This is a genomic window from Pseudomonas sp. WHRI 8519 (genome assembly GCF_040224055.2).
Taxonomy (GTDB): domain Bacteria; phylum Pseudomonadota; class Gammaproteobacteria; order Pseudomonadales; family Pseudomonadaceae; genus Aquipseudomonas; species Aquipseudomonas putida_X.
On sequence record NZ_CP167996.1, the window covers coordinates 462,828 to 487,368 of the forward strand.

At 63.4% G+C, this 24,541-nt stretch carries 22 protein-coding genes; 7 read left to right on the forward strand and 15 right to left on the reverse strand.

All coding sequences use genetic code 11. The annotated features are described in order from the left end of the window. The first annotated feature begins 26 nt into the window (after positions 1-26). Positions 27-302: a polyhydroxyalkanoic acid system family protein gene (locus ABRP30_RS02145; protein ID WP_241804087.1), complete on the forward strand. Its 276-nt coding sequence runs from the start codon at positions 27-29 to the stop codon at positions 300-302. A 36-nt stretch (positions 303-338) separates the two neighbouring features. On the opposite strand, the gene ABRP30_RS02150 is transcribed toward ABRP30_RS02145, so the two are convergent. Beyond that, a complete protein-coding gene (locus ABRP30_RS02150) occupies positions 339-5,072 on the reverse strand; it encodes a hypothetical protein (protein ID WP_349975188.1) in 4,734 nt (1,577 codons plus the stop codon). A gap of 243 nt (positions 5,073-5,315) precedes the next feature. Here ABRP30_RS02150 and ABRP30_RS02155 point away from each other — a divergent pair, with 243 nt between their 5' ends. Both ABRP30_RS02155 and ABRP30_RS02160 read left to right on the forward strand, forming a co-directional pair. Beyond that, a complete protein-coding gene (locus ABRP30_RS02155) occupies positions 5,316-5,735 on the forward strand; it encodes a phasin family protein (RefSeq protein WP_349975189.1) in 420 nt (139 codons plus the stop codon). A 10-nt stretch (positions 5,736-5,745) separates the two neighbouring features. Beyond that, positions 5,746-6,525, forward strand: coding sequence for a phasin family protein (locus tag ABRP30_RS02160; protein ID WP_349975190.1), 780 nt, complete (start codon positions 5,746-5,748; stop codon positions 6,523-6,525). A 127-nt stretch (positions 6,526-6,652) separates the two neighbouring features. Here the strand turns inward: ABRP30_RS02160 and ABRP30_RS02165 are convergent, their stop codons facing one another. From ABRP30_RS02165 to gshB, 14 genes are all read right to left on the reverse strand, one after another. Next, a complete protein-coding gene (locus tag ABRP30_RS02165; RefSeq protein ID WP_267820484.1) occupies positions 6,653-7,267 on the reverse strand; it encodes a TetR/AcrR family transcriptional regulator in 615 nt (204 codons plus the stop codon). Positions 7,268-7,280: 13 nt separating this feature from the next. Further along, entirely contained in the window at positions 7,281-8,963 is a 1,683-nt protein-coding gene (gene phaC, locus ABRP30_RS02170) for a class II poly(R)-hydroxyalkanoic acid synthase (RefSeq protein ID WP_267820487.1), read from the reverse strand. A gap of 54 nt (positions 8,964-9,017) precedes the next feature. Beyond that, positions 9,018-9,869: a poly(3-hydroxyalkanoate) depolymerase gene (gene phaZ / locus ABRP30_RS02175; RefSeq protein WP_267820488.1), complete on the reverse strand. Its 852-nt coding sequence runs from the start codon at positions 9,867-9,869 to the stop codon at positions 9,018-9,020. A gap of 63 nt (positions 9,870-9,932) precedes the next feature. Then, a complete protein-coding gene (phaC, locus tag ABRP30_RS02180) occupies positions 9,933-11,612 on the reverse strand; it encodes a class II poly(R)-hydroxyalkanoic acid synthase (protein ID WP_241804080.1) in 1,680 nt (559 codons plus the stop codon). 352 nt (positions 11,613-11,964) lie between these two features. Continuing rightward, the gene (locus ABRP30_RS02185; protein WP_267820491.1) at positions 11,965-12,342 is read right to left on the reverse strand and encodes a DUF971 domain-containing protein; all 378 of its coding nucleotides are present in this window, start codon (positions 12,340-12,342) and stop codon (positions 11,965-11,967) included. Positions 12,343-12,729: 387 nt separating this feature from the next. After that, a complete protein-coding gene (hslU, locus tag ABRP30_RS02190; protein ID WP_241804078.1) occupies positions 12,730-14,073 on the reverse strand; it encodes an ATP-dependent protease ATPase subunit HslU in 1,344 nt (447 codons plus the stop codon). Positions 14,074-14,149: 76 nt separating this feature from the next. Further along, positions 14,150-14,680: an ATP-dependent protease subunit HslV gene (gene hslV / locus ABRP30_RS02195; RefSeq protein WP_012312406.1), complete on the reverse strand. Its 531-nt coding sequence runs from the start codon at positions 14,678-14,680 to the stop codon at positions 14,150-14,152. Between the two features lie 164 nt (positions 14,681-14,844). After that, positions 14,845-16,116 (reverse strand): dihydroorotase, encoded by a 1,272-nt coding sequence (locus ABRP30_RS02200; RefSeq protein WP_241804077.1) that lies wholly within the window; start codon positions 16,114-16,116, stop codon positions 14,845-14,847. Next, complete coding sequence (locus tag ABRP30_RS02205) at positions 16,113-17,117, reverse strand: aspartate carbamoyltransferase catalytic subunit (RefSeq protein ID WP_012312408.1); 1,005 nt, start codon at positions 17,115-17,117, stop codon at positions 16,113-16,115. The genes ABRP30_RS02200 and ABRP30_RS02205 overlap by 4 nt, the downstream gene beginning before the upstream one ends. Before the next feature lie 13 nt (positions 17,118-17,130). Next, positions 17,131-17,649 (reverse strand): bifunctional pyr operon transcriptional regulator/uracil phosphoribosyltransferase PyrR, encoded by a 519-nt coding sequence (gene pyrR / locus ABRP30_RS02210; protein ID WP_349975191.1) that lies wholly within the window; start codon positions 17,647-17,649, stop codon positions 17,131-17,133. A 49-nt stretch (positions 17,650-17,698) separates the two neighbouring features. Beyond that, positions 17,699-18,124: a Holliday junction resolvase RuvX gene (ruvX, locus tag ABRP30_RS02215; protein WP_012312410.1), complete on the reverse strand. Its 426-nt coding sequence runs from the start codon at positions 18,122-18,124 to the stop codon at positions 17,699-17,701. Beyond that, complete coding sequence (locus tag ABRP30_RS02220; protein WP_241804074.1) at positions 18,124-18,693, reverse strand: YqgE/AlgH family protein; 570 nt, start codon at positions 18,691-18,693, stop codon at positions 18,124-18,126. Before ABRP30_RS02220 ends, ruvX begins: the two co-directional genes overlap by 1 nt. Before the next feature lie 162 nt (positions 18,694-18,855). Beyond that, complete coding sequence (locus ABRP30_RS02225; protein WP_267820496.1) at positions 18,856-19,758, reverse strand: energy transducer TonB; 903 nt, start codon at positions 19,756-19,758, stop codon at positions 18,856-18,858. 147 nt (positions 19,759-19,905) lie between these two features. After that, positions 19,906-20,859: a glutathione synthase gene (gshB, locus tag ABRP30_RS02230; RefSeq protein WP_349975192.1), complete on the reverse strand. Its 954-nt coding sequence runs from the start codon at positions 20,857-20,859 to the stop codon at positions 19,906-19,908. Positions 20,860-21,101: 242 nt separating this feature from the next. Between gshB and ABRP30_RS02235 the strand changes: the two genes are divergently transcribed. From ABRP30_RS02235 to ABRP30_RS02250, 4 genes are read left to right on the forward strand one after another with little or no spacing between them, the layout of a single operon-like run. Then, complete coding sequence (locus ABRP30_RS02235) at positions 21,102-21,503, forward strand: PleD family two-component system response regulator (RefSeq protein ID WP_241804071.1); 402 nt, start codon at positions 21,102-21,104, stop codon at positions 21,501-21,503. A 47-nt stretch (positions 21,504-21,550) separates the two neighbouring features. Further along, complete coding sequence (pilH, locus tag ABRP30_RS02240; protein WP_241804070.1) at positions 21,551-21,916, forward strand: twitching motility response regulator PilH; 366 nt, start codon at positions 21,551-21,553, stop codon at positions 21,914-21,916. Continuing rightward, on the forward strand, positions 21,913-22,467 hold the full coding sequence (locus ABRP30_RS02245) for a chemotaxis protein CheW (protein WP_241804069.1): 555 nt from the start codon (positions 21,913-21,915) through the stop codon (positions 22,465-22,467). Before pilH ends, ABRP30_RS02245 begins: the two co-directional genes overlap by 4 nt. A 46-nt stretch (positions 22,468-22,513) precedes the next feature. Further along, positions 22,514-24,538 (forward strand): methyl-accepting chemotaxis protein, encoded by a 2,025-nt coding sequence (locus tag ABRP30_RS02250; RefSeq protein ID WP_349975278.1) that lies wholly within the window; start codon positions 22,514-22,516, stop codon positions 24,536-24,538. The last annotated feature ends 3 nt before the right edge of the window (positions 24,539-24,541 follow it).

Consider the following 24,541-nt stretch of genomic DNA (forward strand, 5'->3'; position numbering starts at 1 on the left):
ATGTCTTCATATCCAGGAACACCCGTATGACTCAGATCAGCGTCGAACGCAAACACACCCTCGGTCGCGAGGCGGCCCGTGCCAAGGCTCAAACGCTGGTGGAAAAACTGAGCCGTGAATACGACCTCAAGGCCACCTGGAACGGTGACCGGGTGGACGTCGCCCGCAGCGGCGCCAACGGCAGTGTGCACATTGGCGAAGACAGCATCCGTGTGGACCTGAAACTGGGCATGATGCTGTCGATGATGAGCGGCACCATCAAGGGTGAAATCGAGCGGGCGCTGGACAAGGCGCTGGCCTGAGGATGACGGGCCGACCGAGGTCGGCCCGTGACACGCTCAATCGGCCGGAAACGGTACGATGCCGTCGACATCTTCGAGCTTCAGATCGCCCCGGTAGATCTTGATCCGTTCGGCGGTGGTGGCGTGCTTGAGTTGTTCCTCTCGCTCCAGGCTCCGGGGCTCCCAGAATTTCAAGTGGCCCTTGGCGAAGTCGCGGGCGCTGGCCTGCTGGCTGCGGTAATGAAAGTGCGCCTCCCACAGCACTTTGGCGGGGGCATGGGTGTCTCGGATTTCATACACGTCCAGAAAGTCACTTGCACGGCGCGTCGGTTTTCTCGCCACCGTTGGCGTGATCTGCAGGCGCTGCCGTTCATGCAGGTAGCGCAATGCAGCGGCATCGGGGTGTTGCGTGGTGAGGTAGGACTGGGTCAGCAGCCGTTGTTTCTCTGCCCGCACGTAGGTTATCGCTTCCTGCAGTTCGCTGCTCAATGCGGCCAGCCGGGGATCGCCTTTGATGGCCTTGAGTTTGACGGCGATCTCAAGCATGTCTTCGATATGCCAGTCCATGAGGTTGGACAGGGCATTCGGCTCGTTGATGTGACGCGCGGCCTTGGCGATGCGCTCGTCACGGCTGGCGAGCAGGCTGGTGGCGCGTTGGCGCAGTTCGGAGGTGTTGAGGGCCACCGAAGGCTGCTCCGGCGGCAGCTCATACCACTCGCCGTCGCGCTGTTCGAACGTGCTGGCAGGTTGCTGAGTGACGGGGTCGTGTTGCACCGCTCGGTTGCTGCCTTGTGCACGGTCGACCAGCAGCCGGCGACCTTGCGCCGTCCTGATGACCGTGTTCTTGCGAGGGTGTACACGGTGCATCACTGGAGCGGGGGCGGGGCTTGCGCCGCTGTCCACGTTCACCAGGGCACTGGCAAGCTGCGCTTCAGTGATGTGCACCAGTGTCGACAATTCCTCGATGTACCCTTGCAGCATGGCCTGGTCGATGGCCGGGTGATCGAACGACTGCAGGTACTGGGCCTTGCCGAGCGTGGTCTGATACTCGCGTAGTGCATCGCCGAGCAAGCCTGCCTGCTCTTCCTGGGGCAGGTTTGCCGTGGCGATGCCATCATGTGTCCAGATGGTCTGTGAGAACTGCTTGCTGTCCAGCGCTTGCTGCAAGGGCAGAAGATCGACGGCCGCTTGCTCGGTCAGGCGCGTCTTGTCCAGCAACAGGTTCGCCATGTCGCTCAGCTTCTGCGCGCGAATGATCAAGGTTGAATAGGAGCGCAGCGCCACGGCCTCTTCGATCCTGGCTTTCTTGTCCTTGTTCTGGAAGGTGATCAGCGGGTCATCCAGTATCTGCGGCAAGAGGTTGTCTAGCCGCTCACTGACCGTGAGCAGGCGGTTGACGATGCCCAGCGTGTCCTGCATGGCCTGGCGAAGTGAAACATGGCGTTGTATTTGTTCGTCGGTCACGGGCAGTTTGCTCAGGCCGACGGAGCGTTGCTCGATGCTGTTGTGGTCCGTTTGTTCCAGCAGACGGCGAAGCAACAGTATGTCGTTCTCGACGAATGTTTCGCAAAGTACACCCAGGCTGCGCCTGGCGCTGCCGTGCCGGTCCAGCCTGGCGAACCGCGGCTCGATCAGTTGGCGCAGGAGGGAGGCACTGGTTTGCAGCAATGACGCCTGTTTTTCCAGGCACAGCGATATCGTGCGGATCTGCGGCATAAGCGCCTGGCGCTGGGCAGTCAGGGCCTGGTTTCGTTGCTGCAGCTGTTCGTCCATGGCTGCCGGGCCCCCTGCCCTGGCCAAGGCGTGCCCGAAGGCATTGGCATCGGCATCGTAGTCGGCCATCAATCGCTGGTTCGACTCCAGCAGCGGTTTGATCTTCTTCAGCGCGGCGTGGTGGGTAGCCACCGCCTGGTTCAGGCTGTCGAACTGCTGCTGATTCTGCGCGACGACTTGCTGCCGGGTTCTGGGCATGCCGCCAGCCAGGGCGAGGTCCAGTACCCAGGTATCGTTCCAGCGTGTCAGCCAGGGACCGTAACGGCGTTGGCGGCCAACGATATGGTAGCCGTCCGGGTTGCCACCCCACCGGCTTTGCCATTCATCCATGTTTTGCGGCGGGCCGATGATTCGCAGGCCTGTTTCGCTTTCCTGCACCTCGTAGGCAGCCCCGTGCAAGTTGACGAAGTAGCGGTCATCGAGGGTATACAACCCGCGAAGCCGGCCTTGGCGCTGCACCTTGAGCCCGTCCAGGGAAATGTTGGCCTGCAGTTGCCCCAGCGCGTGTCGGGTGGGCGCTGGGAGGTTGCCCAGGCGTTGGTTGTCGCCCCAGTTCAGCAGCGCGACGTGGCTTTGGGGCTGAACCGGCGATTGCCAGGCGCCTTCGTCTGGCGCCTCCCGCCAGGGCGCAGCGGCAGCCGGCCGGGCTTCCAGGCCTTCAAGCCGTGGCAGCGGGCCTTGCAGCCGGGCCGAAGGAGGTTCTGGGGTGACACTGCCGACATCATGGATCAGCAACATGGCGACATTGGCCAGCAGGTCGGTGACTGCCAGGGCCTTTTCCTCGGGTGTGCCTTGAGTGAGTGCCGACAGATCGTCTTTCAATGCAGCCACTGCAGCCACCACCCAGGCCACGACCGCTGCCGGGCCGCGCAGTAATGGCGTGGTGGCGTTGAACAGCATCCAGCCAAGCTGCCTGGCCAGCGCCCAGCGCTGTTGCGAGTTCGAGACCGCCTGACGCGAGGCAAGCAGTAACAGTGCCTGCACCCTGGCGTTGTGCACCTTGATGTCCAGATCGCCCCGCCAAGGCTCATGCATCAGCGTTACCGGGGTACGCAGCGACTCCAGCGCGTCATCGGTCCACGCGGTGCCACCGCCCAGCCAGTGCGCCAGGCTGGACAGGCCCGGGTGCAGGTGAGGGCGGATGAAGCCACCGTGCTGATACACGGGCCGGTTTTCATCGTCTATCCAGTCGAGCACGTCCTGCTGCAACTGCGCATCCGTGCGGATAAGCGCCATCAGCGCATCCAGGCTGGCATGTTCCATCAAAGGGCGTTGGGCAAAAAACGGGCGGTAGAGTACATAGCTGGCGCTGGCCTGGACATGCAGCAGGAACATGCCATGCACGGTGTCGCCCTTGCGGGCGCCTGCGAACGGTCGCAGCAGCAGTGCCGAGACCGTCAATGGCGTCGAGGGCAGTGCTTTGCCCAGGCAAAATTCGGCAATCGCCCGGTAGGCCGTCTCGCCAAGCTGGCCGGCAATTTTCGCCTTGAGGGCCGAAAACGCCAGATTACTGCGCCATTCCTGGGCAAAGCGTTGGACTTGCCCGGGGTCATGCTCGAATGCCTGAAGCTGAGCGGCCACGTGCAGCGGATACTGGCCGCCGATGTCGACCGCAACGATCAGGGCCTGAACGTAATCGAGGGTGATCCAGGCTTGCTCCGGTAGGCGCCCCTGGTAGGTCAGGCCCGATGCCACTTCGTTCGACGCGGTGTGCAGGCGTTCTATGGCCAGTTCGGTGAGGGACATGCTTTTGAGGTAAGGCAGCTGGGCTGGCCCTGTCGATGACACAGGCACGACAACGGAGATCGCTATCATCAGCGCGTTGGGGTCGGGCAGTGGCTGGTCGGGGTGGTCGAGTTGCATTTGTTCGCGCAGGCGCCGCCTGGCATAAGCGTGAAGCGTTTCGACATCGTCCAGTGACCCTTTGCTGCCTGCCTGCGCCTGGCGGGCGCCCAACTGCAGCAAGGCGGCGCTGTACAGCAGGCGGTCGCTGGCGTCTGCCGAAGCCAGCCAGCCTGGTAAGGCGATTGCCGGTTGCTCTTGATCCACCACTGGCTGGCCGGAAATGCCAAAGGCGGGGTTGGTAACGGTGTCGAGCGTCTGTTCCAGCGCCTCTACAGAGCTGATGGGCGCCACCCTCAGGTGGCCGAGGCGCTCGACGATGCCATTGAGCATGGCCGTAGCCTGGTGTTCGAACGGGTCGCCGGGCAAGGGACGCTGCGCCCAGCGCAAGGTGTCGAAGCGATACGTTTGGGCCAATTGATCGCGCAGGGCATTGGCGAAAGTGGTTGCATCCCTATAGCTGCGTACTCTGCCCGAAGGGCTGCACCACAGCACCAGGTCGGGCCAGACCAGTACAAAGTCCGCCAGCGTGAACGACAGGATGTTGCCCGGCAGGCCCAGCGATATCTGCAGGGCGCTGACGACCGGTGTGTTGGTGCCGTTCGACAGCAGGCGATAGAGCCTGGCTCTGGCGGTGGCATTGAGCCCCTGGCGTTCCACGTTGTTCAGCAGTGAAGCTTTCAGCACATGCGCCAGCCAGCGCAGGTTGGAGCGCTCGTAAGCGCCGGCGGTGCCAGCCCAGAAGCTGATCTGGGCCTGCTCGAAGGCATCGCCCAGGGCGCCGAGCACTGTGTCGAAATCGCGGTTGAGCATCGCCATATCAAGCGTGATTCTGGGCTGGTCGGCAGGGTTGGCGCCTTGCTCCTGGGGGTAGAAGGGCTGCGGTGGGGCGATGCTGAGTTGATCCGCTGCGCCCAGGTCCATGGGGCGGCCGCTCAGGTAGTGCTCCAGCAGCAGTGGCACCAGCGGCTGCTCTGGCGGCAAGGATGGTTCTGCTCTGAGTACGGTGAATCGCTCCAGGCTTTCAAGGTGCGGATAGTTGCGAACGATCCACGGGTAGCGGTCGGCAAGCACGCTGAAGCCTTCGTCAGCCAGCACGCGGCGTAGTGTGGGGCGTTCGGCGAAGCGGCTGGCCACCAGCTGCCGATAGGTGATGTTCAAGGGCGATACCGCCATGCAAGTCGAGCTCCAGTTTGCAAATGAGCGCGAACACTAGAGGCGGCGAGGTTGCCGGGTGAGGTAAATACGTCGCACGCCCGGGTACATTGGACGAAGCGCGCAGAACACAGAGAGCGGTTGCAACGGGCAGTCATGTACTGCCTCTGCTTAGGGTGAAGATTCTAATTTCTGTCTCTACCTTATGCTCAAGCCCACCTCCATGGGCGGTTCCTCTCCACTCGTGAGCATGAGGTACAGAACATGGCTAAAGTAACCGTGAAGAAAAAGGAAGACGTCCAAAGCACGCTGGGCGAAGTGCGCGGCTATGCGCGCAAGATCTGGCTGGCAGGCATCGGCGCTTATGCCCGGGTTGGCCAGGAGGGTTCGGACTACTTTCAGGAGCTGGTAAAGGCCGGTGAAGGGGTCGAGAAGCGTGGCAAGAAGCGCATCGACAAAGAACTCGATGCCGCCAACAACCAGATCGACGAAGCGGCCGAAGAAGTCAGCCGCGTACGTGGCAAGGTCGAAGTACAACTCGACAAGATCGAGAAGGCTTTCGACGCGCGGGTCGGTCGCGCCTTGAATCGCCTCGGCATTCCGTCTAAACATGACGTTGAGGCGTTGTCCATCAAGCTTGAACAGCTGCATGAGCTGCTCGAGCGCGTCGCGCACAAACCATAAGGAGAGCAGGATGGCTGGCAAGAAGAATTCCGACAAAGACGGCAGCTCCTGGGTCGGCGGGATCGAGAAGTACTCCCGCAAGATCTGGCTGGCAGGGCTGGGTATCTATTCGAAGATCGACCAGGACGGCCCGAAGCTGTTCGACTCGTTGGTCAAAGATGGCGAGAAGGCCGAGAAGCAGGCGAAGAAAACCGCTGAGGATGTGGCCGATAACGCCAAGGCCTCGACCACTTCGCGTGTTTCTGGCGTGAAGGACCGTGCACTGGGCAAGTGGAGCGAGCTCGAAGAAGCCTTCGACAAGCGCCTGAACAGCGCTATCTCGCGCCTTGGCGTGCCAAGCAGGAACGAGATCAAGGCCCTGCACCAGCAGGTCGATAGCCTGACCAAGCAGATCGAGAAACTGACCGGGGCTTCGGTCACGCCGATCTCGTCGCGCGCCGCTGCAGCCAAGCCTGCAGCCAGCAAGACTGCAGCCAAACCGCTGGCCAAGGCAGCTGCCAAGCCTGCAGCAAAAACGTCGGCGGCCAAGCCTGCGAGCAAACCAGCGGCCAAGACTGCGGCGGCCAAACCCGCGGCGAAACCTGCAGCCAAACCCGTTGCTGCCAAGCCTGCAGCAAAGCCTGCTGCTGCGAAAAAACCTGCGGTGAAAAAGGCACAGGCCAAGCCGGCCGCTGCCAAGCCGGCAGCACCCGCAGCCAGCGCCGCACCGGCCGCTACTGCAGCGCCAGCACCCAGCGCAGCTCCCGCCAGCAGCGCTGCGTCGGCACCGGTGAGCGCTACCGAGGCCTGATACCGCGTCGCCGTCATCGCCGGCAAGCCAGCCCCCACACGTACTGCGCAAGCTTTGAAACCCGCGCAGTACTTGGGGGGCGGCTTGCCGGCGATGGGGCCAGTCGCGCCCCCGGAAATCTGTACCCCTACTCCTCCAGGTAGCGCACCGCCAACTGCTCCGCCGCTTCACGCGCTGGCGCCTGCAGATGCGGCGCCACCAGCATCATCACCTGATACACCACGATCCCTACATCCCCCTCGCGCCCCAGTACCCGCTGGTAATCCAGCGAGAACATGAGCGTCAGGGTGATCTGCTCCACCAGTTGGCCCAGCGCCTGCGTTTCACTGACCACCTGGCCCTGGCCTTTGAGGCTGGCCAGCAGTGCCGCCAGTGTGCGTTTGAGTGCATTGATCAGGCTGCGCATGCCCCGTGCCAGCTTGGGCAGGCGCCCGGTCAGGTTCGACAGGTCCTGGAACAGGAAGCGGTACTGGGCCATGCGTTCGACGATCAAGTGAAGAAAAAGCCAGTAGTCCTCGGCATCCAGGCGCACTTCCAGGGGCGGGTCCAGCAGCGGCATCAGCGCTTCTTCGAAGCGCTCGAACAGGCCGATTATCAAAGGCTCCTTACCGTGGAAGTGGTAATACAGGTTGCCTGGGCTGATGCCCAGCTCGTTGGCAATCTCAAGCGTCGAAACGTTGGGCTCGCCCTGCTGGTTGAACAGCTGCAGGGCGCATTCGAGAATACGGTCGCGGGTCTTCATCCAGTCGTTGTACTCATCGGGTCAGGACATAGGTGCCTGGCGCGGGGCCCAGCGGTGGATAGGTCGCGTTGCCCAGCTCTACCCGCGGCGCCTTGAGCGGGCCGGAACGGGGGGTTATCCACTCCAGCCACAGGGGCCACCAGCTGCCGTCGTTGCGCTTGGCATCGTGGAACCAGGCACGCGGGTCACTCGATAGCCTGGGGTTGTCCAGGTAATAGGCCTTGGGGTTGCCGGGCGGGTTGATGATGCTCTGGATGTGCCCGCTGTTGGCCAGCACGAAGCGCCGCTCGCCGCCCAGCAGCAAGGCCGAACGGTACACGGCATCCCATGGCGTGATGTGGTCGTTGCTGCCGGCCACGGTGAAGCTGTCGAGGTTGACCTGCTTGAGGTCGATAGGCGTGCCGCAGACCTCCAGCCCGGCGGGGTGGGTGAGCGGGTTGAGCTTAAAGAAGTCCAACAGTTCGCCATGCAGTGCAGCGGGCAGCCGCGTGCTGTCGGCATTCCAGTAGAGAATGTCGAAAGCAGGCGGCGTCTTGCCCAGCAGGTAATTGTTGACCCAGTAGTTCCAGATCAGGTCGTTGGGCCGCATCCAGGCGAAGATCCGCGCCACTTCGCTGCCATCCAGTACCCCGCGCTGGTAGGAGCGGCGCTTGGCCGCTTCGATGGTCTGCTCGTCGGCGAACAGGCTGGCGGGGCTGTCGAACTTGCTGTCGAGCAAGCTGACCAGGTAGGTGGCGCTGCGCACCCGGCGCAGTTGGTGCTTGGCTTGCAGGTGGCCCTGCAGCGCGGCCATGGTCAGGCCGCCGGCGCAGGCGCCCATCAGGTTGGGGTCGCGGTTGCCGCTGATGCTGCGGCAGGCGTTGAGTGCTTCTTCAAGCGCCTCTACATAGCTGGACAGGCCCCATTCGCGGTGGCGCGGGTCGGGGTTGCGCCAGCTGACCATGAACACCTGCAAACCGTTCTTGAGCATGAACTGGACGAAACTGTTGTTCGCCTGCATGTCGAAGATATAGAACTTGTTGATCTGCGGTGGCACCACCAGCAAAGGCCGAGCGTGCTGTTTTTCACTCATCGGCTTGTACTGGATCAGTTCCAGCATCTCGTTGCGAAACACCACCGCGCCCGGGGTTGCCGCCAGGTTGCCGCCGACTTCGAAGGCCCGCTCGTCCACCTGGCGCGGCAGGCCGTCGTTGTGCCGCAGGTCGTCGAGCAGGTGGGCCACGCCGCGCACCAGGCTCTGCCCGCCGGTATTGAGCAGTTCCTTGACCGCCAACGGATTGAGCAACGAGTTGCTCGGTGCCAGGGCGTCGTTGATCTGGTTGAACAGGAAATGCGCCCGGGCCCGGTCATCGTCGTCCAGGTGGCTTTCATCTATCCACAGGCGGGTCTGCTTCTGCCAGGCCAGGTAGGCCTGCAGGCCACGGCGGTAAAACGGGTTCTGGCTCCATGTCGGATCGCTGAAGCGCGCATCCCGCGGGCTTGGCGAGTAGGGTGTGTCGCCGAGCATGACGCGACCCAGCTGGCCGCTCAGGGCAAGCAGGTGGCGTGCGGTGTGCAAGGGGTTGAGCAAACCATGCCGGCCAACATTGCGCAGCGTGGAAATCAGGTCGCGGCCGCGCAGGCCGACGATCGCGTTCTGTGCGTTCATGCTGATGGCTGGGAGCGTTGTCGTTCCTTTGGCCGGTTTGTCTTTCATGGCAGCACTCCTTCGTCAGGCCACGGTCGGGACAGAACAACAGCAAACAGCACCCTAGCCGCCGGAGGCCGGGCGGGGGTGCATGACCGCGCGCTGACGTTCTTGCTCGAGGAACTTCATGATGATCGGGGCGACGGCTTCGGCCCGGGTGATCAGGAACAAATGACCGTCGTCGATAATATGTAGCTGGGCATTGGGAATTCGCCAGGCCAGCAAGCGCATGTTGATCAGTGGGATCAGCGGATCGTCGTCGCCGGCCAGCACCAACGTGGGCTGCTGGATCTTGTGCAGCCAGTGGATGCTGGTCCAGCCCAGCCCGGCGAACAACTGCCAGTAGTAGCCCATCTTGCCGCCGGAGCGCACCTTGGATGCATGGTGCATGGCAAGGTCAGGGTCGCGGCGAAAGGCGCCGCCATAGATCAGCGGCGCGATACGGATCACATGCGAGGGCTGGATGTAGCGCCGGGGGCTGGCCATGTTCCACAGCACCCGGGGCTTACCCGGTACCATGAATGCACCGGCGGCGGTGGCGGCCAGCACCAGCTTCTTGCAACGCTCTGGGTAGTCATGGGCGAACTGCTGGGCCAGGGCGCCGCCCCAGGACACCCCGATCGCGTTGACCTGGCCGTAGTCCAGGTAGTCGAGCATGCGCGCGGTCAGCTTGGCCAGGCCGGGGAAGCGATAGGGGCGGCGAGGGGTGGAAGAGCCACCCACGCCCGGCACGTCGAAGGCAATGACTTCGAGGTCCGGGTCCAGCGCTTCGATGAACGGGAAAACCAGCTCCAGGTTGGCGCCGATACCATTGAAGATCAATAGCGGCGTCAGGTGCGGCTTGCCTGGGCGCACGGCAGTGCGGATGGACTGGTCGTCCAGCTCGACGGTCCGGAATATGTAGTGTGACGACATGCGCATGACTCTGTGGTGAATGAAGCGCCGTGGCCTGCCCGTGGGCTGCCACGGCGTTACAACTCAACGTTCGTGAACGTAAGTTCCCGGTGCGGCTTCACCTGCGACGTAGGCACGGTTGCCCAGGCGGGTCGGCGCCTTTTTCAACTCGCCGGCGCGCTCGCTCAGCCATGTCTGCCAATACAGCCACCAGGAGTCGGCATGTTTGTCTGCGTTCTCTTGCCAGGCCAAAGGGTCCCCGGGGCGGTCCACACCGGTCAGGAAGCGTGCCTTGGGGTTGCCTGGCGGGTTGAGGATGCTCTGGATGTGGCCGCTGTTGGACAGGACAAATTCGATCTTGCCGCCAAACAGGTGCGCCGAGCGGTAGCACGACTGCCACGGGGTAATGTGGTCGGCGGTGCCGGCCACGCTGAAGATGTCGCACTTGACCTTTTTCAGGTCGATGGCGGTCCCGCACACTTCCAGTGCATCGGCGCGGGTCAGCGGGTTGTTCTTGAACATCTCGATCAGGTCGCCGTGGAAGGCCGCGGGCAGGCGGGTGGTGTCGTTGTTCCAGAACAGGATGTCGAACACCGGCGGCTCGTTGCCGAGCAGGTAATTGTTGACCCAGTAGTTCCAGATCAGGTCGTTGGGGCGCATCCAGGCGAACACCTTGGCCATGTCGCTGCCTTCGAGCACGCCGGCCTGGTAGGAGTGGCGCTTGGCCGACTCGAGGGTCTGCTCGTCGACGAACAATGCGACCTGGGTATCCAGGGTGGTGTCCAGCACGCTGACCAGCAGGGTGAGCGCATTCACCTTCTTCTCGCCCAGCGCGGCGTAGTGGCCGACCAGCGCGGTGCAGGTGATGCCGCCGGAGCAGGCGCCGAGCATGTTCAGGTCCTTGCTGCCGGTAATCGCCAGGACCGCGTCGACCGCTTCCTTGAGCGCGTCGATGTAGGTCGACAGGCCCCACTCACGCTGGGCTTTGGTCGGGTTGCGCCAGCTGATGATGAAGGTCTGCTGATGCGAGCGCAGGCAGAAGCGCGCCAGGCTTTTTTCCGGGCTCAGGTCGAAGACGTAGAACTTGTTGATCTGGGGCGGCACCACTAGCAAAGGGCGGCTGTGCACCTGTTCGGTGATGGGGCTGTACTGGATCAGTTCCAGCACGTCATTGCGGTACACCACGGCGCCTTCGCTGGTGCCGAGGTTCTTGCCCACTTCAAAGGCGTCCATGTTGACCTGGCTGGGCATGCCGCCGTTGTTGACCACGTCCTTGGCCAGGTTGGACAGGCCGTCGAGCAGGCTCTTGCCGCCGGTTTCGAAGAACCGTTTGACCGCCGCCGGGTTGGACAGAGTATTGGTCGGTGCCATGGCTTCGGTCATCAGGTTGATGACGAATTGCCCGCGGCTGATGTCCTGGGGCGACAGGTCGCTGCTGCCGATCCAGTCCTGCAGCTCCTTGCGCCAGGCCAGATAGGTTTGCAGGTAGCGGCGGTACAGCGGGTTCTTGCTCCAGGCCGGGTCCTGGAAGCGGCGGTCGTCGCCTTCGGGGGCCAGGCTGGACTTGCCCAGCAGCACGTTTTTCAGCTCCAGGCCGAAATGTGCCACGTGTTTGGCGCTGTGCAGCGGCTGGCGCACGGCCTGGCGCAGCACGGTACGCGCAGAGCTGAGCAGGTCTTTGCGGCGAATGCCGATAACCGGGTTCAGGCCCAGGGTGTTGTCCGAGGCTTGCCGCTGCAACTCATCGTTGTTCTTGTTACTCATCTACGACGCTCCGTTGTCCTGAGACGAGTACCGGTTTGCTGTGGCGCATGCACAGTCGACAGCCCGGTACTGCTACTCGGGTGACCAGTGATAAGGAACAGCGGTGCTGCGGGCCGGATGCTATCGGCGATGAGCTGCGGGGGAGTCTGCGTGTGAAGACAGCCTGCTTTCGCTCGCGACCTCTACATACCAGCCATGCCCTGACTGCCTTCAAAGCAATGCAGGGAACTTGCCAGCTCCATTGGTTACCCGACTTTCATGTAATGCGCAAGACAGCCCATGAATGAGCTGTCTGTAGGGCATTCAAGCAGATGAGATTAGAAAATGCGCTCTAAACCGTGGAAGGCTTGAGCTAGAGCATCAATTTGACCACTGTTTCGGCAGGATCGCGGGATTTGCCGGCCTTGTGCAGTTCATCGAGGTACTCGGCCCAGAGTTGTTCCTGGCGCAGGCACAGTTGCTCCAGATACTCCCAGGTGAACAGCCCGCTGTCATGGCCGTCGTCGAAGGTCAATTTCAGTGCATATTGGCCAGCGGGCTCGAGGCCGCTGAGGCCGACATTGAGTTTGCCGAATTGCAGGATGGGGTTGCCGTGGCCCTGGACCTCGGCGGAGGGTGAGTGCACGCGAAGGAATTCGGCGGGCAGGTGGTAGACCTCGTCGGGACCGTAGGTGAGGCTGAGTGTCCTGGAGGCTTTGTGCAGGTTGATGGCGGTGGGCATGCGGGCCATGGTCTGAATCTCTTCTGAGCGACAAGTTGCAAGCTTCAAGCTTCAAGCTTCAAGCTTCAAGCTTCAAGCTTCAAGCTTCAAGCTTCAAGCTGCAAGAAGTGATAGTAGAGCCACCCCACAAGGACCATCTGAACGCAGTGCTGCAAGCGACGCCAAACAGCTTGTCGCTTGCAGCTTACAGCTCGAAGCTGCAAGAAGTGACAGTAGAGCCACCCCACAAAGACCATCTATACGCAGTGCTGCAAGCGACGCCAAACAGCTTGTCGCTTGCAGCTTACAGCTCGAAGCTGCAAGAAGTGACAGTAGAGCCACCCCACAAAGACCATCTGAACGCAGTGCTGCAAGCGACGCCAAACAGCTTGTCGCTTGCAGCTTACAGCTTGCCGCTTAGAGAATGTAGCGCGACAGGTCTTCGTTCTGCGCCAGCTCACCCAGATGGCCGTTCACATAGGCTGCGTCGATCTGGATCGGCGCTTCATCATGGGCGCTGGCCAGGTCGCCAGCACTGAACGACAGCTCTTCGAGCAGGCGCTCGAGCAGTGTGTGCAGGCGGCGGGCACCGATGTTTTCGGTCTTCTCGTTGACCTGGTAGGCGATCTCGGCCAGGCGCTTGATACCGTCGGCCTTGAACTCGATGTTCAGCCCCTCGGTCTTGAGCAACTCGCGGTACTGTTCAGTCAGCGAAGCGTGCGGCTCTTGCAGGATGCGCTCGAAGTCCTCTGGGGTCAGTGCCTTGAGCTCGACACGGATCGGCAGGCGGCCTTGCAGTTCAGGGACCAGGTCGCTCGGCTTGCTCAGGTGGAACGCGCCAGAGGCGATGAACAGAATGTGGTCGGTCTTGACCATGCCCAGCTTGGTGTTGACCGTGCAGCCTTCGATCAGCGGCAGCAGGTCGCGCTGCACACCTTCACGGGACACATCAGCGCCACCGACGTTGCCACGCTTGGCCACCTTGTCGATTTCGTCGATGAACACGATGCCGTGCTGCTCCACCGCTTCCAGGGCCTTGGCCTTCAAGTCATCATCGTTGACCAGGCGGCTCGCTTCTTCGTCGCGAACCATCTTCAACGCTTCCTTGACCTTGAGCTTGCGCGCCTTGCGCTTGCCCTTGCCCATGTTGGCGAACAGGCTCTGCAGCTGGTTGGTCATCTCTTCCATGCCGGGCGGCGCGGCGATTTCGACGCCTACAGCGTCGGCCACCTCGATTTCGATTTCCTTGTCGTCCAGCTGGCCTTCACGCAGGCGCTTGCGGAACAGCTGGCGGGTATTGGAGTCGCTGCTGGTCTGCGCGGCTTCCTCGCTGAAGCTGGTGACCCGGGCCTGCGGCAGCAGGGCGTCGAGGATACGGTCTTCAGCGGCATCTTCGGCGCGGTGGCGCACGCGGATGATCTCCTGCTCACGCAGCATCTTCATGGCCGCGTCAGCCAGGTCGCGGATGATCGATTCGACATCGCGGCCAACATAGCCCACCTCGGTGAACTTGGTCGCTTCGACCTTGAGGAACGGTGCGTTGGCCAGCTTGGCCAGGCGACGGGCAATTTCGGTCTTGCCAACGCCGGTGGGACCGATCATCAGGATGTTCTTGGGCGTCACCTCGGCGCGCAGCTCGGCAGGCAGCTGCATACGGCGCCAGCGGTTGCGCAGGGCGATGGCCACGGCGCGCTTTGCGTCGTCCTGGCCGATGATGTGGCGGTTGAGTTCGTGGACGATCTCGCGGGGGGTCATGGACATGATGAAAATGGTCCTCGAGCAGAATGAGTCAGCGTGGAAAAGCCCCGTCACCGGGACGGGGCGCCAGAACAGCTGATCACTCGGCCAGGTCCTGCTCCTCGATGGTCAGGTTGTGGTTGGTGAACACGCAAATGTCACCGGCGATGTTCAGTGCGGTCTCGGCGATTTCGCGGGCCGAGAGGTCAGTCTTGTTCAGCAGGGCACGGGCTGCGGCCTGGGCGTAGGCGCCGCCGGAGCCCATGGCGATCAGGCCGTCTTCTGGCTCGACCACGTCACCGTTGCCAGTGATGATCAGCGATGCGTCCTTGTTGGCCACGGCCAGCATGGCCTCCAGGCGGCTCAGGGAACGGTCGGTACGCCATTCCTTGGCCAGCTCGACGGCGGCACGTACCAAATGGCCAGAGTGTTTCTGCAGTTGGGCTTCGAAGCGCTCGAAGAGGGTGAACGCGTCGGCGGTGGCGCCGGCGAAACCGGCGATGACCTCACCGTTGTACAGGCGACGTACCTTTTTGGCGTTGCCTTTCATGACGGTGTTGCCGAGGGATACTTGGCCGTCGCCGCCCATGACGACTTTGCCGTGACGGCGGACAGAAACGATGGTGGTCAAGGGAGAGTCTCCACGCAGCGGGGCAAAATTGCCTGATGCAGACTCATATGGGGGTGGGGGGAAGGATTTCAACCATTGGCGACGAGCTGCAAGCTGCAAGCGGCAAGAAAAACCAGCGGGCCTGCTTTTCTTGCAGCTTGCAGCTTGCGGCGTGCTACGCGGGCTCAGCCCTCGTGGCAGACATGCCCGTCGACTACGGTGTATCGCACCGCGCCGGGCAGGCAGTGGCCGATGAACGGGCAGTTGTCGCCGCGCGAGTACCACTGCTCGCCGGCAACCGTCGAGGCCTTGGCATCGAACAGCACCAGGTCTGCCGCACCACCCACCTTCAGTTCGCCCGCCGGGAGGCGCATGGCGGCCGCGGGGCCGCTGCTCAGACGGGCGAGCAGGGTCGGCAAGTCGAGCAGGCCATCGTCGACCAGCGTCATGGCCAGTGGCAGCAGCAGTTCGACACTGCTGATACCTGGCTCTGTGGCACCGAACGGGGCCAGCTTGGCATCGCGCTCGTGGGGCTGATGATGGCTGGCGATGGCTTGGATCACGCCCGATCTGACCGCTTCGCGCAGGCCATCGCGGTCGGCGGCGCTACGCAGTGGCGGTTGCACGTGGTAAAGGCTTGAGAACTCGCGCAGCGACTCGTCGGTGAGGATCAGCTGGTACAGCGCCACATCGGCGGTCACCGGCAGGCCAAGTTGTTGGGCCTGGGCGATCAGCTGCGCGCCACGGGCGCTGGTGATCTGTGTGAAGTGCGCACGTACGCCGGCCTGTTCCACCAGCAGCAGATTGCGCGCCAGGGCCACGGTCTCGGCGGTTTCCGGGATGCCGGGCAGGCCGAGGAAACTGGCCATCGCGCCTTCATGGGCCAGGCCGCCTTGCGCCAGGTCGCGGTCCTGGGAGTGGAAGACCACGGTCAGGTCGAAGGTGGCGGCGTATTCCAGGGCGCGGGCCAGGGTACGGTTGTTGGGGATTTCTTTCAGGCCGTTGCCGAAGGCGACGCAGCCGGTGTCACGCAGGGCGACCAGTTCGGCCAGTTGCTCGCCTTCCAGGCCCTTGGTCAGGGCGCCGATGGGGTAGACCTTGCTGTTGCCGGCTTCACGGGCGCGGTCGAGGATCAGCTCGGCCACTGCCGAGGTATCGAGCACCGGCTTGGTCTGCGGCGGGCAGCACAGGCTGGTGACGCCACCGGCTACGGCGGCGCGGGTTTCACTGGCGATGGTGCCCTTGCGGCTGTAGCCCGGTTCGCGCAGCGATACGCCGAGGTCGACCAGGCCGGGTGCGGCGATCAGGCCGTCGGCCTGGATCGTACGGCTGGCACTGAAGCCGGCCGGGGCCGCGCCGATGGCGGCAATTCGGCCACCGTCCAGGTGCAGGTCGGTGACGTGGTCCAGGCCACTCTTGGGGTCGATGACCCGGGCGCCAAGAATGCTGAGGGTCACTGGGCGTTCTCCTGGTCGAGTTGACGTTGCGTGTTCTGCCCGCTCATGGCCATGGACAGCACCGCCATGCGCACGGCGATGCCGTAGGTGACCTGGTTGAGGATCACCGAGTGTTTACCATCAGCCACTGCCGACTCGATCTCCACGCCGCGGTTGATCGGCCCCGGGTGCATGACGATGGCATCCGGCTTGGCGCCGGCGAGGCGCGCGGTGGTCAGGCCGAACAGGCGGTAGAACTCACCCTCGCTGGGCAGCAGGCCGCCAGCCATGCGCTCACGCTGCAGGCGCAGCATGATCACCACGTCGACGTCCTTCAGGCCTTCGGTGAGGTCGGTGTAGACCTTCACGCCGTACTGCTCGATACCGATCGGGATCAGGGTTTTCGGGCCGATCACGCGGATATCCGGGCAACCCAGGGCCTTGAGCGCGAGCATGTCGGAGCGGGCTACACGCGAGTGCAGGATATCGCCGACGATCGCCACGGACAGGTTCTCGAAGCTGCCTTTGTGGCGGCGGATGGTCAGCATGTCGAGCATGCCTTGGGTCGGGTGCGCATGGCGACCGTCACCGCCGTTGATGACCGCGACATCCGGGCATACATGCTCGGCGATGAAGTGCGCGGCGCCGGAGTCGGAGTGGCGCACGACGAACATGTCGGCGGCCATGGCTTCGAGGTTGCGCAGGGTGTCGAACAGGGTTTCGCCCTTGCTGGTCGAGGAGGTCGACACATTCAGGCTGATCACGTCGGCCGACAGGCGCTGGGCGGCCAGTTCGAAGGTGGTGCGGGTGCGGGTCGAGTTTTCGAAGAACACGTTGCACACGGTCTTGCCGCGCAGCAACGGGACTTTCTTGACGGCCCGTGCGCCGACTTCGAGGAACGAGTCAGCGGTGTCGAGGATCTCGGTGAGCAGTTCGCGGGGCAAACCGTCGAGCGAGAGGAAGTGGCGCAGCTGGCCCTGATCATTGAGCTGCAGCGGGCGCTTGGCGTCGATTGGCGTCATCGCGGGTGGACTCTTAAAGGGCGGAAGCGGTGGCGAGGTCCTGGCGCTCGAGTGCGAGCGGTGTGGGGCCGATCAATTTTACCCGTTCATGGGCCGCCAGCGACAGGGTGGCGCCCAGCACGTTGGGGCGGATTGGCAGTTCGCCAGCATCCAGGTCAAGCAGGCAGACCAGGGTCACGCTGGCCGGGCGGCCGTAATCGAACAGTTCGTTGAGCGCGGCGCGGATGGTGCGGCCGCTCATCAGCACGTCGTCGATCAGCACCAGGTGCTGGCCTTCGACCTCGAACGGCAGCTCGGACGGGCGCACTTGCGGGTGCAGGCCGTTCTGGCTGAAGTCGTCGCGGTAGAAGGACACGTCCAGGGTGCCCAGTGGGCTGGTATCGGCCAGCTCCTGCTGCAGGGCCTGGGCTACCCAGACGCCGCCGGTGCGGATACCGATGTAGCGCGGCTCGGTGATGCTGCGGCGGGCGAGATGGGCGCGAAGGTCGACAGCCATCTGCCGGATCAGGTCGGCGGGATTGGGTAGGCTCATTGCGTGTCTCCAGGAGGGCGCCGGGTTGGCCCGACGGCAAAGCGGAAAATTAGGTGTTGGCCTCCAGCCAGCCTTGCAGCAGCAGGGCCGCGGCGATGGCATCGACCGGGTTGTCACGGTAGCTGCCGCGCTGGCCGCCGCGGGCCATGCGCTCACCCTTGGCCTCGAAGGTGGTGAGGCGTTCATCGTGGGTGTGCACTGGCAGGTTGAAGCGGCCGTTGAGGCGTCGGGCGAACTTTTCGGCGCGGGCGCTCATTTCACTTGGCGTGCCGTCCATGTTCAATGGCAGGCCGACGACGATGGCATCGGGCTTCCACTCATTGATCAGTTTTTCCACCTGGGCCCAGTCCGGTACGCCGTTTTGCGCCTTGAGCGTGCACAGCTCACGTGCCTGGCCGGTCACTACCTGGCCGACGGCCACGCCAATCTGTTTGCTGCCGTAGTCGAAGCCCAGCAGCAGGCGCAGCTCGGCCATCAGGCGTGCCCCGCCTGGCTGGTCAGCAAGCTGAGGTTGATGCCCAGGCTGGCGGCTGCGGCAGCCAGGCGCTGTTCACTGCCCAGGCCAAAGATGATGTCCGGGTCGAACGGGCAGTTGAGCCAGGCGTTGTCGGCGAGCTCCGCCTCCAGTTGCCCCGCTTCCCAGCCGGCATAGCCCAGGGTGATCAGGCTCTTTTCTGGCCCAACACCTTCGGCGATGGCGAACAGCACATCCTGCGAGGTGGACAGCGACAGCCCCTGCAGTTCGACAGTGGCCTGGTAGCTGCATTCGCTGCTGTGCAGTACGAAACCGCGGTCGGTCTGCACCGGGCCACCTTGGTAGATCGGCACCTGCAGGGTGCTGGCCGGCGGTTCCTCGTCCGGGCGCAACTGCTCGAGAATGTCCGCCAGGTTCAGCTCCTGAGGTCGATTGACCACCAGGCCCATGGCGCCATTGGCGTTGTGCTCGACGATGTACGTGAGGGTCTGGGCGAAGTTCGGATCGGCCATGTGCGGCATGGCGATCAGGAACTGATGCTTGAGGTAGCTCGGGGCGAGGGTTTTCATGAGGGATAGTGTGGCGCCAGGTGGCGAGGCTGACAAGGCATTCGAGCTACGAGCTGCGAGCTACGAGCTACAAGCTACAAGCTACAAGCTACGAGCTGCAAGAAAAAGCCGGGTGCTCACCGATCGGCCTTTTCTTGCAGCTTGCAGCTTGTAGCTTGCCGCTCAATTGCTGGAAAGCCTGTCGCCACGGGCGAACCGCCAGGTGCGGATGATTTCCAGCCTGTCGTATTCCGCCAGGTCTCCGGTAAAGGGCGCAAATGGCGCTGCCAGCCGCACGATGCGCTGCGCGGCCTGGTCCAGTACTGGCTGGCCGGACGACTCCAATACCAGCACTTCATACAACGACCCATCGCGGTTGATCGACACCATCATCCGCAGGTTGCCGTAGATCTGCTGGCGGCGTGCTTCGTCGGGGTAATTGAGGTTGCCCACCCGCTCGACCTTCTTGCGCCACTCCTCCTTGTACCAGGCACCCTTGTCGCGCATGGTCGAGGCAGCGTTCAGGCGGTGGATGCGCGGGCGCTTGGCGTACATCTGCTGCTCGTTGGACAGCTCCGCCTCAAGGCTGGCGATCTGGCTCGACAACTGCGAACTGTCAAAATCCGGCGTAGCTGCCGGTTTGGGCTGCGGCTTGCTTTCCTTCGGCTTGGGCTCGACCTTCTGCGCCTTGGGCGCTTGGGTGGCCACCGCGGACTTTTGCGGTGCAGGCGGCGGTTTCACCTCAGGCTTAGCCGCCGGCGGCGGGGTGACCTTGTTGATCTTGCTGTCCTGGAACGGCGCGATCTCGGTGGTGGTGGGCACCGCCTTCTTCTCCAGGGTGCCGCTGCCTTGCTGGTTGGCCTGGGCCTGGAAATCGGCCTTCTCGGGTGGCTTCTCGCTTTTGAAGGTGGCCAGGGTGATGTCCATGGTCTGGCGGATTTCAGCGGGCTTGACCACGGTAAAGCCCACGCCGAGGATCAGCGCCAGGTGCACCAAGGCAGCCAGGAACAGGGTAAAACCAAGCCGGTCCACCGGGCGAACGCGCGGTGGAAGCAGGTCGGAGGGGATGTCGGCGGGCAGCGTCATCAGGTATCCACAGTCAGCTTCAAGCTACAAGCCGCAAGCTGCAAGTAACAGCAGACTGGTGCAGGCCAACGTCTCATTGCGGCTTGCAGCTTGAAGCTTGCGGCTGCGCATCATACCCCACTCTGCGCTTTTGCTCCGCGTCGGCGGTCAGCGCGCCTTCAACTGGCGATCAATGGCATCCATCAGCTTGCCACCGATGTCGGTGTTGTAGGCCGCGTCGATCTCGCGGATGCAGGTCGGGCTGGTGACGTTGATCTCGGTGAGGTAGTCGCCGATCACGTCAAGGCCGACGAACAGCAGGCCTTTCGCACGCAGCGTCGGGCCGACCTGGGCGGCAATCCAGCGGTCACGCTCGCTCAGCGGGCGTGCTTCGCCACGCCCGCCAGCGGCCAGGTTACCGCGCGTCTCACCGCTGGCCGGGATGCGCGCCAGGCAGTAGTCGACCGGTTCGCCGTCGATCATCAGGATCCGCTTGTCGCCGTCCTTGATAGCCGGCAGGTAGGCCTGGGCCATGATTTGCTGGGCGCCGAGCGCGGTCAGGGTTTCGAGAATGACCGACAGGTTGGGGTCACCCGCCCGGTGGCGGAAGATCGAGGTGCCACCCATGCCGTCCAGGGGCTTGAGAATCACATCGCCATGCTGGGCGGCGAAGGCCCGAATGATGTCCGGGCGGCGGCTGACCAGGGTCGGCGGCGTGCACTGCGGGAACAGGGTGGCGAACAGTTTTTCGTTACAGTCGCGCAGGCTCTGCGGGCGGTTGACCACCAGCACGCCTTCGGCTTCGGCCTGCTCCAGCAGGTAGGTGCTGTAGACGAACTCCATGTCGAACGGCGGGTCCTTGCGCATCAGGATCACGTCCAGTTCGGCCAGCGGGCTGTCCTGCTCCTCGTCCAGCTCGAACCAGCGCTCAGGGTCGGCGAACACGGTGAGTGGGCGCATCCGCGCGCGGGCCTTGCCATCGGCCTGGTACAGGTCGCGCTGTTCCATGTAGAACAGGCTCCAGCCACGGGCCTGGGCGGCCAGCAGCATGGCCAGCGAGCTGTCCTTCTTGTAGGAGATGGACGCGATTGGGTCCATGACAATGCCGAGGCGAACGCTCATGGGGGTGGTTCCTCTTGGCGGCCGGTAGCCGCAACGAATCGAAAGAAAAGTGGCTCAGGGTGGCGCCGCCAACGCCGCGGGTCAAGGGGTGTGGTGGATGGAATGGCCACCCGGAGTGTGCTAAAAATGAGCTGCAAGCCTTAAGCTACAAGCCTCAAGAAAAACCTGGCCTTGTGCCGGTGCAGCTTTTCTTGCCGCTTGACGCTTGCACCTTGCAGCTCAATTTCTTCTGGTAGGCATCTATGGAACAACCCCTGAAGGTGATGGTGATCGACGATTCACGCACGATCCGCCGCACCGCGCAGATGTTGCTCGGTGAAGCAGGCTGCGAGGTGATCACCGCCAGCGACGGTTTCGATGCCCTGGCCAAGATCATCGACCACCAGCCGCAGATCATCTTCGTCGACGTGCTCATGCCGCGCCTGGATGGCTACCAGACCTGCGCCGTGATCAAGCACAACAGCGCTTTCAAGGACATCCCGGTGATCCTGCTGTCGTCGCGCGATGGCCTGTTCGACAAGGCGCGCGGGCGGGTGGTCGGCTCCGACCAGTTCCTGACCAAGCCATTCAGCAAGGAAGAACTGCTCGACGCGATCAGGGCCCACGTGCCCGGGTTCGCCGCGCACGAACAACACGCACCCTGACCACGCCCGAGGCGGCGTGGCCTTTATTTTCCTGATGGGGAAACAGCATGGCCCGAGTTCTGATTGTCGACGATTCGCCGACAGAGATGTACAGGTTGACCGAGTGGCTGGAAAAGCATGGCCACCAAGTGCTCAAGGCCAACAACGGCGCTGACGCTGTGGCCCTGGCCCGCCAGGAAAAGCCCGACGCGGTGCTGATGGACATCGTCATGCCTGGCATGAACGGCTTCCAGGCCACCCGGCAATTGACCAAGGACCCGGAAACCAGCGCCATTCCCGTGCTCATCGTTACCACCAAGGACCAGGAAACCGACCGTATCTGGGCGCAGCGCCAGGGCGCGCGCGGCTTCGTCACCAAGCCGGTGGAAGAACATGCCCTGATCGCCAAGCTCAACGAAGTGCTGGGCGCTTGACCACCCGCCCCCAAGGCGCGTCGCTGACCGCCTTCGAGCTGTTGCTGGACATAGACCGGCGCTGCCGCCTGCTGGTGGCCGACCAGCCGCCCCAGGACATGCGCCTGCAGCAATGGAGCGGTATCGGCTTTCGCATTGCCGGGCAGTGGTTCGTCGCGCCGATGGGCGAGGTGGCCGAAGTGACGCGCGAGCCGCGCAGCAGTCGGGTGCCGGGCGTACAGCCTTGGGTTTGCGGGGTAGCCAACCTGCGCGGCAGGTTGTTGCCGGTGATGGACCTGAGCAGCTTTTTCGGCCTTGGCCCTGCAGCACCGGGCAAGCAGCGTCGGGTGCTGGTGCTGGACCATGAAGACCTGTTCGTCGGCCTGCTGGTGGACGAAGTGCTCGGCCTGCAGCATTTTGCCCTGGATACCTTGGAGCTTTCGCCCCCCCAGCCGCTGATCCGCGCCGCTGCACGGTTCGTTCAGGGGCATTTCCCGCGTGAGCGCAACTGGGCCATCTTCAGCCCCTTCGCCCTGGCCCAGGCGCCGGGCTTTCTCGACGTGGCGCTATAGGACTTCGAACGTGAACAAGCCGGCCACCAATGTCGCCCCCAGCAGCATGACACCGCGCACGCGCAGCATCGTTCAGATCACCGTGCTGTTCGTGGTGCTGATTCTGTCGATCATTCTGCTGTTCGCCAATTTCGCCTACCTCAACACCCAGTCCAACCACGACAAGCAGTACATCGGCCATGCGGGTGAGCTGCGCGTGCTGTCGCAGCGCATCGCCAAGAATGCCACCGAGGCAGCAGCGGGCAAGGCTTTGGCCTTCAAGCTGCTGTCGGATGCGCGCAACGACTTCGAGCGGCGCTGGAGCTACCTGCGAGAGGGCGACCCGTCCACCGGCCTGCCAGCCGCGCCGGTCACGGTGAAGGATGAAATGGAGGCGGTGCTTCAGGACTGGGAAAACCTGCGCAAGAACACCGATACCATCCTTGCCAGTGAGCAGACCGTGCTCTCGCTGCACCAGGTGGCGGCGACCCTGGCCGAAACCGTGCCGCAACTGCAGGTCGAATACGAGAAGGTGGTGGAAATTCTGTTGCAGAGCGGCGCCCCGGCCAGCCAGGTGGTGGTTGCCCAGCGCCAGCTGCTGCTCGCCGAGCGCATTCTGGGTTCGGTCAACACCGTGCTGGCAGGCGACGATACGGCGGCGCAGGCTGCCGATACCTTCGGCCGCGATGCCAGCCGCTTTGGTCAGGTACTCGAAGGCATGCTGGCGGGCAATCCGGCGATTCAGGTGACCCGCGTCGAAGATGCCGACGCACGGGCGCGCCTGACGGAAATCGCCGAGCTGTTCCAGTTCGTCGCCGGATCCGTCGACGAAATCCTCGAAACGTCGCCAGAGCTGTTCCGCGTGCGTGAAGCGGCCGGCAACATCTTCAGCCTCTCGCAAACGCTGCTCGACGAGGCCTCGCACCTCGCCAACGGCTTCGAAAACCTGGCCGCCGGACGCACCCTCGATACTGTCGGTGGGTATGTACTGGGCCTGCTGGCGCTGGCCTCGATCATCCTGATCGGCCTGGTGATGGTCCGCACTACCCACCGCCAGTTGCAAGAAACCGCCGAGAAGAACGAGCGCAACCAGCAGGCGATCATGCGCCTGCTCGACGAAATAGAAGAACTCGCCGACGGCGACCTGACGGTGACGGTCTCGGTGACCGAAGATTTCACCGGCGCGATCGCCGACTCGATCAACTATTCCGTTGACCAGCTGCGCGACTTGGTAGCCACCATCAACCACAGCGCCGAGCAGGTGGCAGCGGCGGTACAAGACACGCAGAACACCGCCCGCCAGTTGGCCAAGGCCTCCGAGCATCAGGCCGAGCAAATCAGTGAGGCGTCCGAGGCGGTGGGCGACATGGTCGAATCGATCGACCGGGTTTCCGCGCATGCCTACGAGTCGGCCAAGGTAGCCGAGCGTTCGGTGGCGATCGCCAACAAAGGCAACGAAGTGGTGCACAACACCATCAATGGCATGGACAACATCCGCGAGCAGATCCAGGACACCGCCAAGCGGATCAAGCGCCTGGGTGAGTCTTCCCAGGAAATCGGCGACATCGTCAGCCTGATCGACGACATTGCCGACCAGACCAACATTCTCGCGCTCAATGCCGCCATCCAGGCCTCGTTGGCGGGAGAGGCCGGTCGTGGCTTTGCCGTGGTGGCCGATGAAGTCCAGCGTCTGGCTGAGCGTTCATCCTCGGCAACGCGGCAGATCGAGGCACTGGTACGCACCATTCAGGCCGACACCAACGAGGCCGTGATCTCCATGGAGCAGACCACCGCCGAGGTCGTGCGCGGCGCACGCCTGGCGCAGGACGCCGGGGTGGCGCTGGCCGAAATCGAAGGGGTGTCGCAGACCCTGGCCGAACTTATCCACAGCATCTCCGACGCCGCCCAGTTGCAGACCTCTTCGGCCGGGCAAATTTCCCACACCATGTCGGTCATCCAGCAGATTACCGCGCAGACCTCTGCGGGCTCCGGCGCCACCGCCGACAGTATCCGCCACCTGGCGCGGATGGCCAGCGAGATGCGCCGCTCCGTGTCCGGTTTCACCCTGCCGGCACCCGCCGAGCGGCGCTGAGGA

Coding starts and splice junctions, on each gene's coding strand:
- pyrR (WP_349975191.1), bottom strand. CDS start 17,649: ATGAGCCTACCCAATCCCGCCGACCTGATCCGGCAGATGGCTGTCGAC.
- ABRP30_RS02155 (WP_349975189.1), top strand. CDS start 5,316: ATGGCTAAAGTAACCGTGAAGAAAAAGGAAGACGTCCAAAGCACGCTG.
- phaC (WP_241804080.1), bottom strand. CDS start 11,612: ATGAGTAACAAGAACAACGATGAGTTGCAGCGGCAAGCCTCGGACAAC.
- pilH (WP_241804070.1), top strand. CDS start 21,551: ATGGCCCGAGTTCTGATTGTCGACGATTCGCCGACAGAGATGTACAGG.
- hslU (WP_241804078.1), bottom strand. CDS start 14,073: ATGTCCATGACCCCCCGCGAGATCGTCCACGAACTCAACCGCCACATC.
- ABRP30_RS02235 (WP_241804071.1), top strand. CDS start 21,102: ATGGAACAACCCCTGAAGGTGATGGTGATCGACGATTCACGCACGATC.
- ABRP30_RS02165 (WP_267820484.1), bottom strand. CDS start 7,267: ATGAAGACCCGCGACCGTATTCTCGAATGCGCCCTGCAGCTGTTCAAC.
- ABRP30_RS02220 (WP_241804074.1), bottom strand. CDS start 18,693: ATGAAAACCCTCGCCCCGAGCTACCTCAAGCATCAGTTCCTGATCGCC.
- phaC (WP_267820487.1), bottom strand. CDS start 8,963: ATGAAAGACAAACCGGCCAAAGGAACGACAACGCTCCCAGCCATCAGC.
- phaZ (WP_267820488.1), bottom strand. CDS start 9,869: ATGTCGTCACACTACATATTCCGGACCGTCGAGCTGGACGACCAGTCC.
- ruvX (WP_012312410.1), bottom strand. CDS start 18,124: ATGGCCGAGCTGCGCCTGCTGCTGGGCTTCGACTACGGCAGCAAACAG.
- ABRP30_RS02160 (WP_349975190.1), top strand. CDS start 5,746: ATGGCTGGCAAGAAGAATTCCGACAAAGACGGCAGCTCCTGGGTCGGC.
- ABRP30_RS02145 (WP_241804087.1), top strand. CDS start 27: ATGACTCAGATCAGCGTCGAACGCAAACACACCCTCGGTCGCGAGGCG.
- ABRP30_RS02205 (WP_012312408.1), bottom strand. CDS start 17,117: ATGACGCCAATCGACGCCAAGCGCCCGCTGCAGCTCAATGATCAGGGC.
- ABRP30_RS02250 (WP_349975278.1), top strand. CDS start 22,514: ATGACACCGCGCACGCGCAGCATCGTTCAGATCACCGTGCTGTTCGTG.
- ABRP30_RS02225 (WP_267820496.1), bottom strand. CDS start 19,758: ATGACGCTGCCCGCCGACATCCCCTCCGACCTGCTTCCACCGCGCGTT.
- ABRP30_RS02185 (WP_267820491.1), bottom strand. CDS start 12,342: ATGGCCCGCATGCCCACCGCCATCAACCTGCACAAAGCCTCCAGGACA.
- gshB (WP_349975192.1), bottom strand. CDS start 20,859: ATGAGCGTTCGCCTCGGCATTGTCATGGACCCAATCGCGTCCATCTCC.
- ABRP30_RS02150 (WP_349975188.1), bottom strand. CDS start 5,072: ATGGCGGTATCGCCCTTGAACATCACCTATCGGCAGCTGGTGGCCAGC.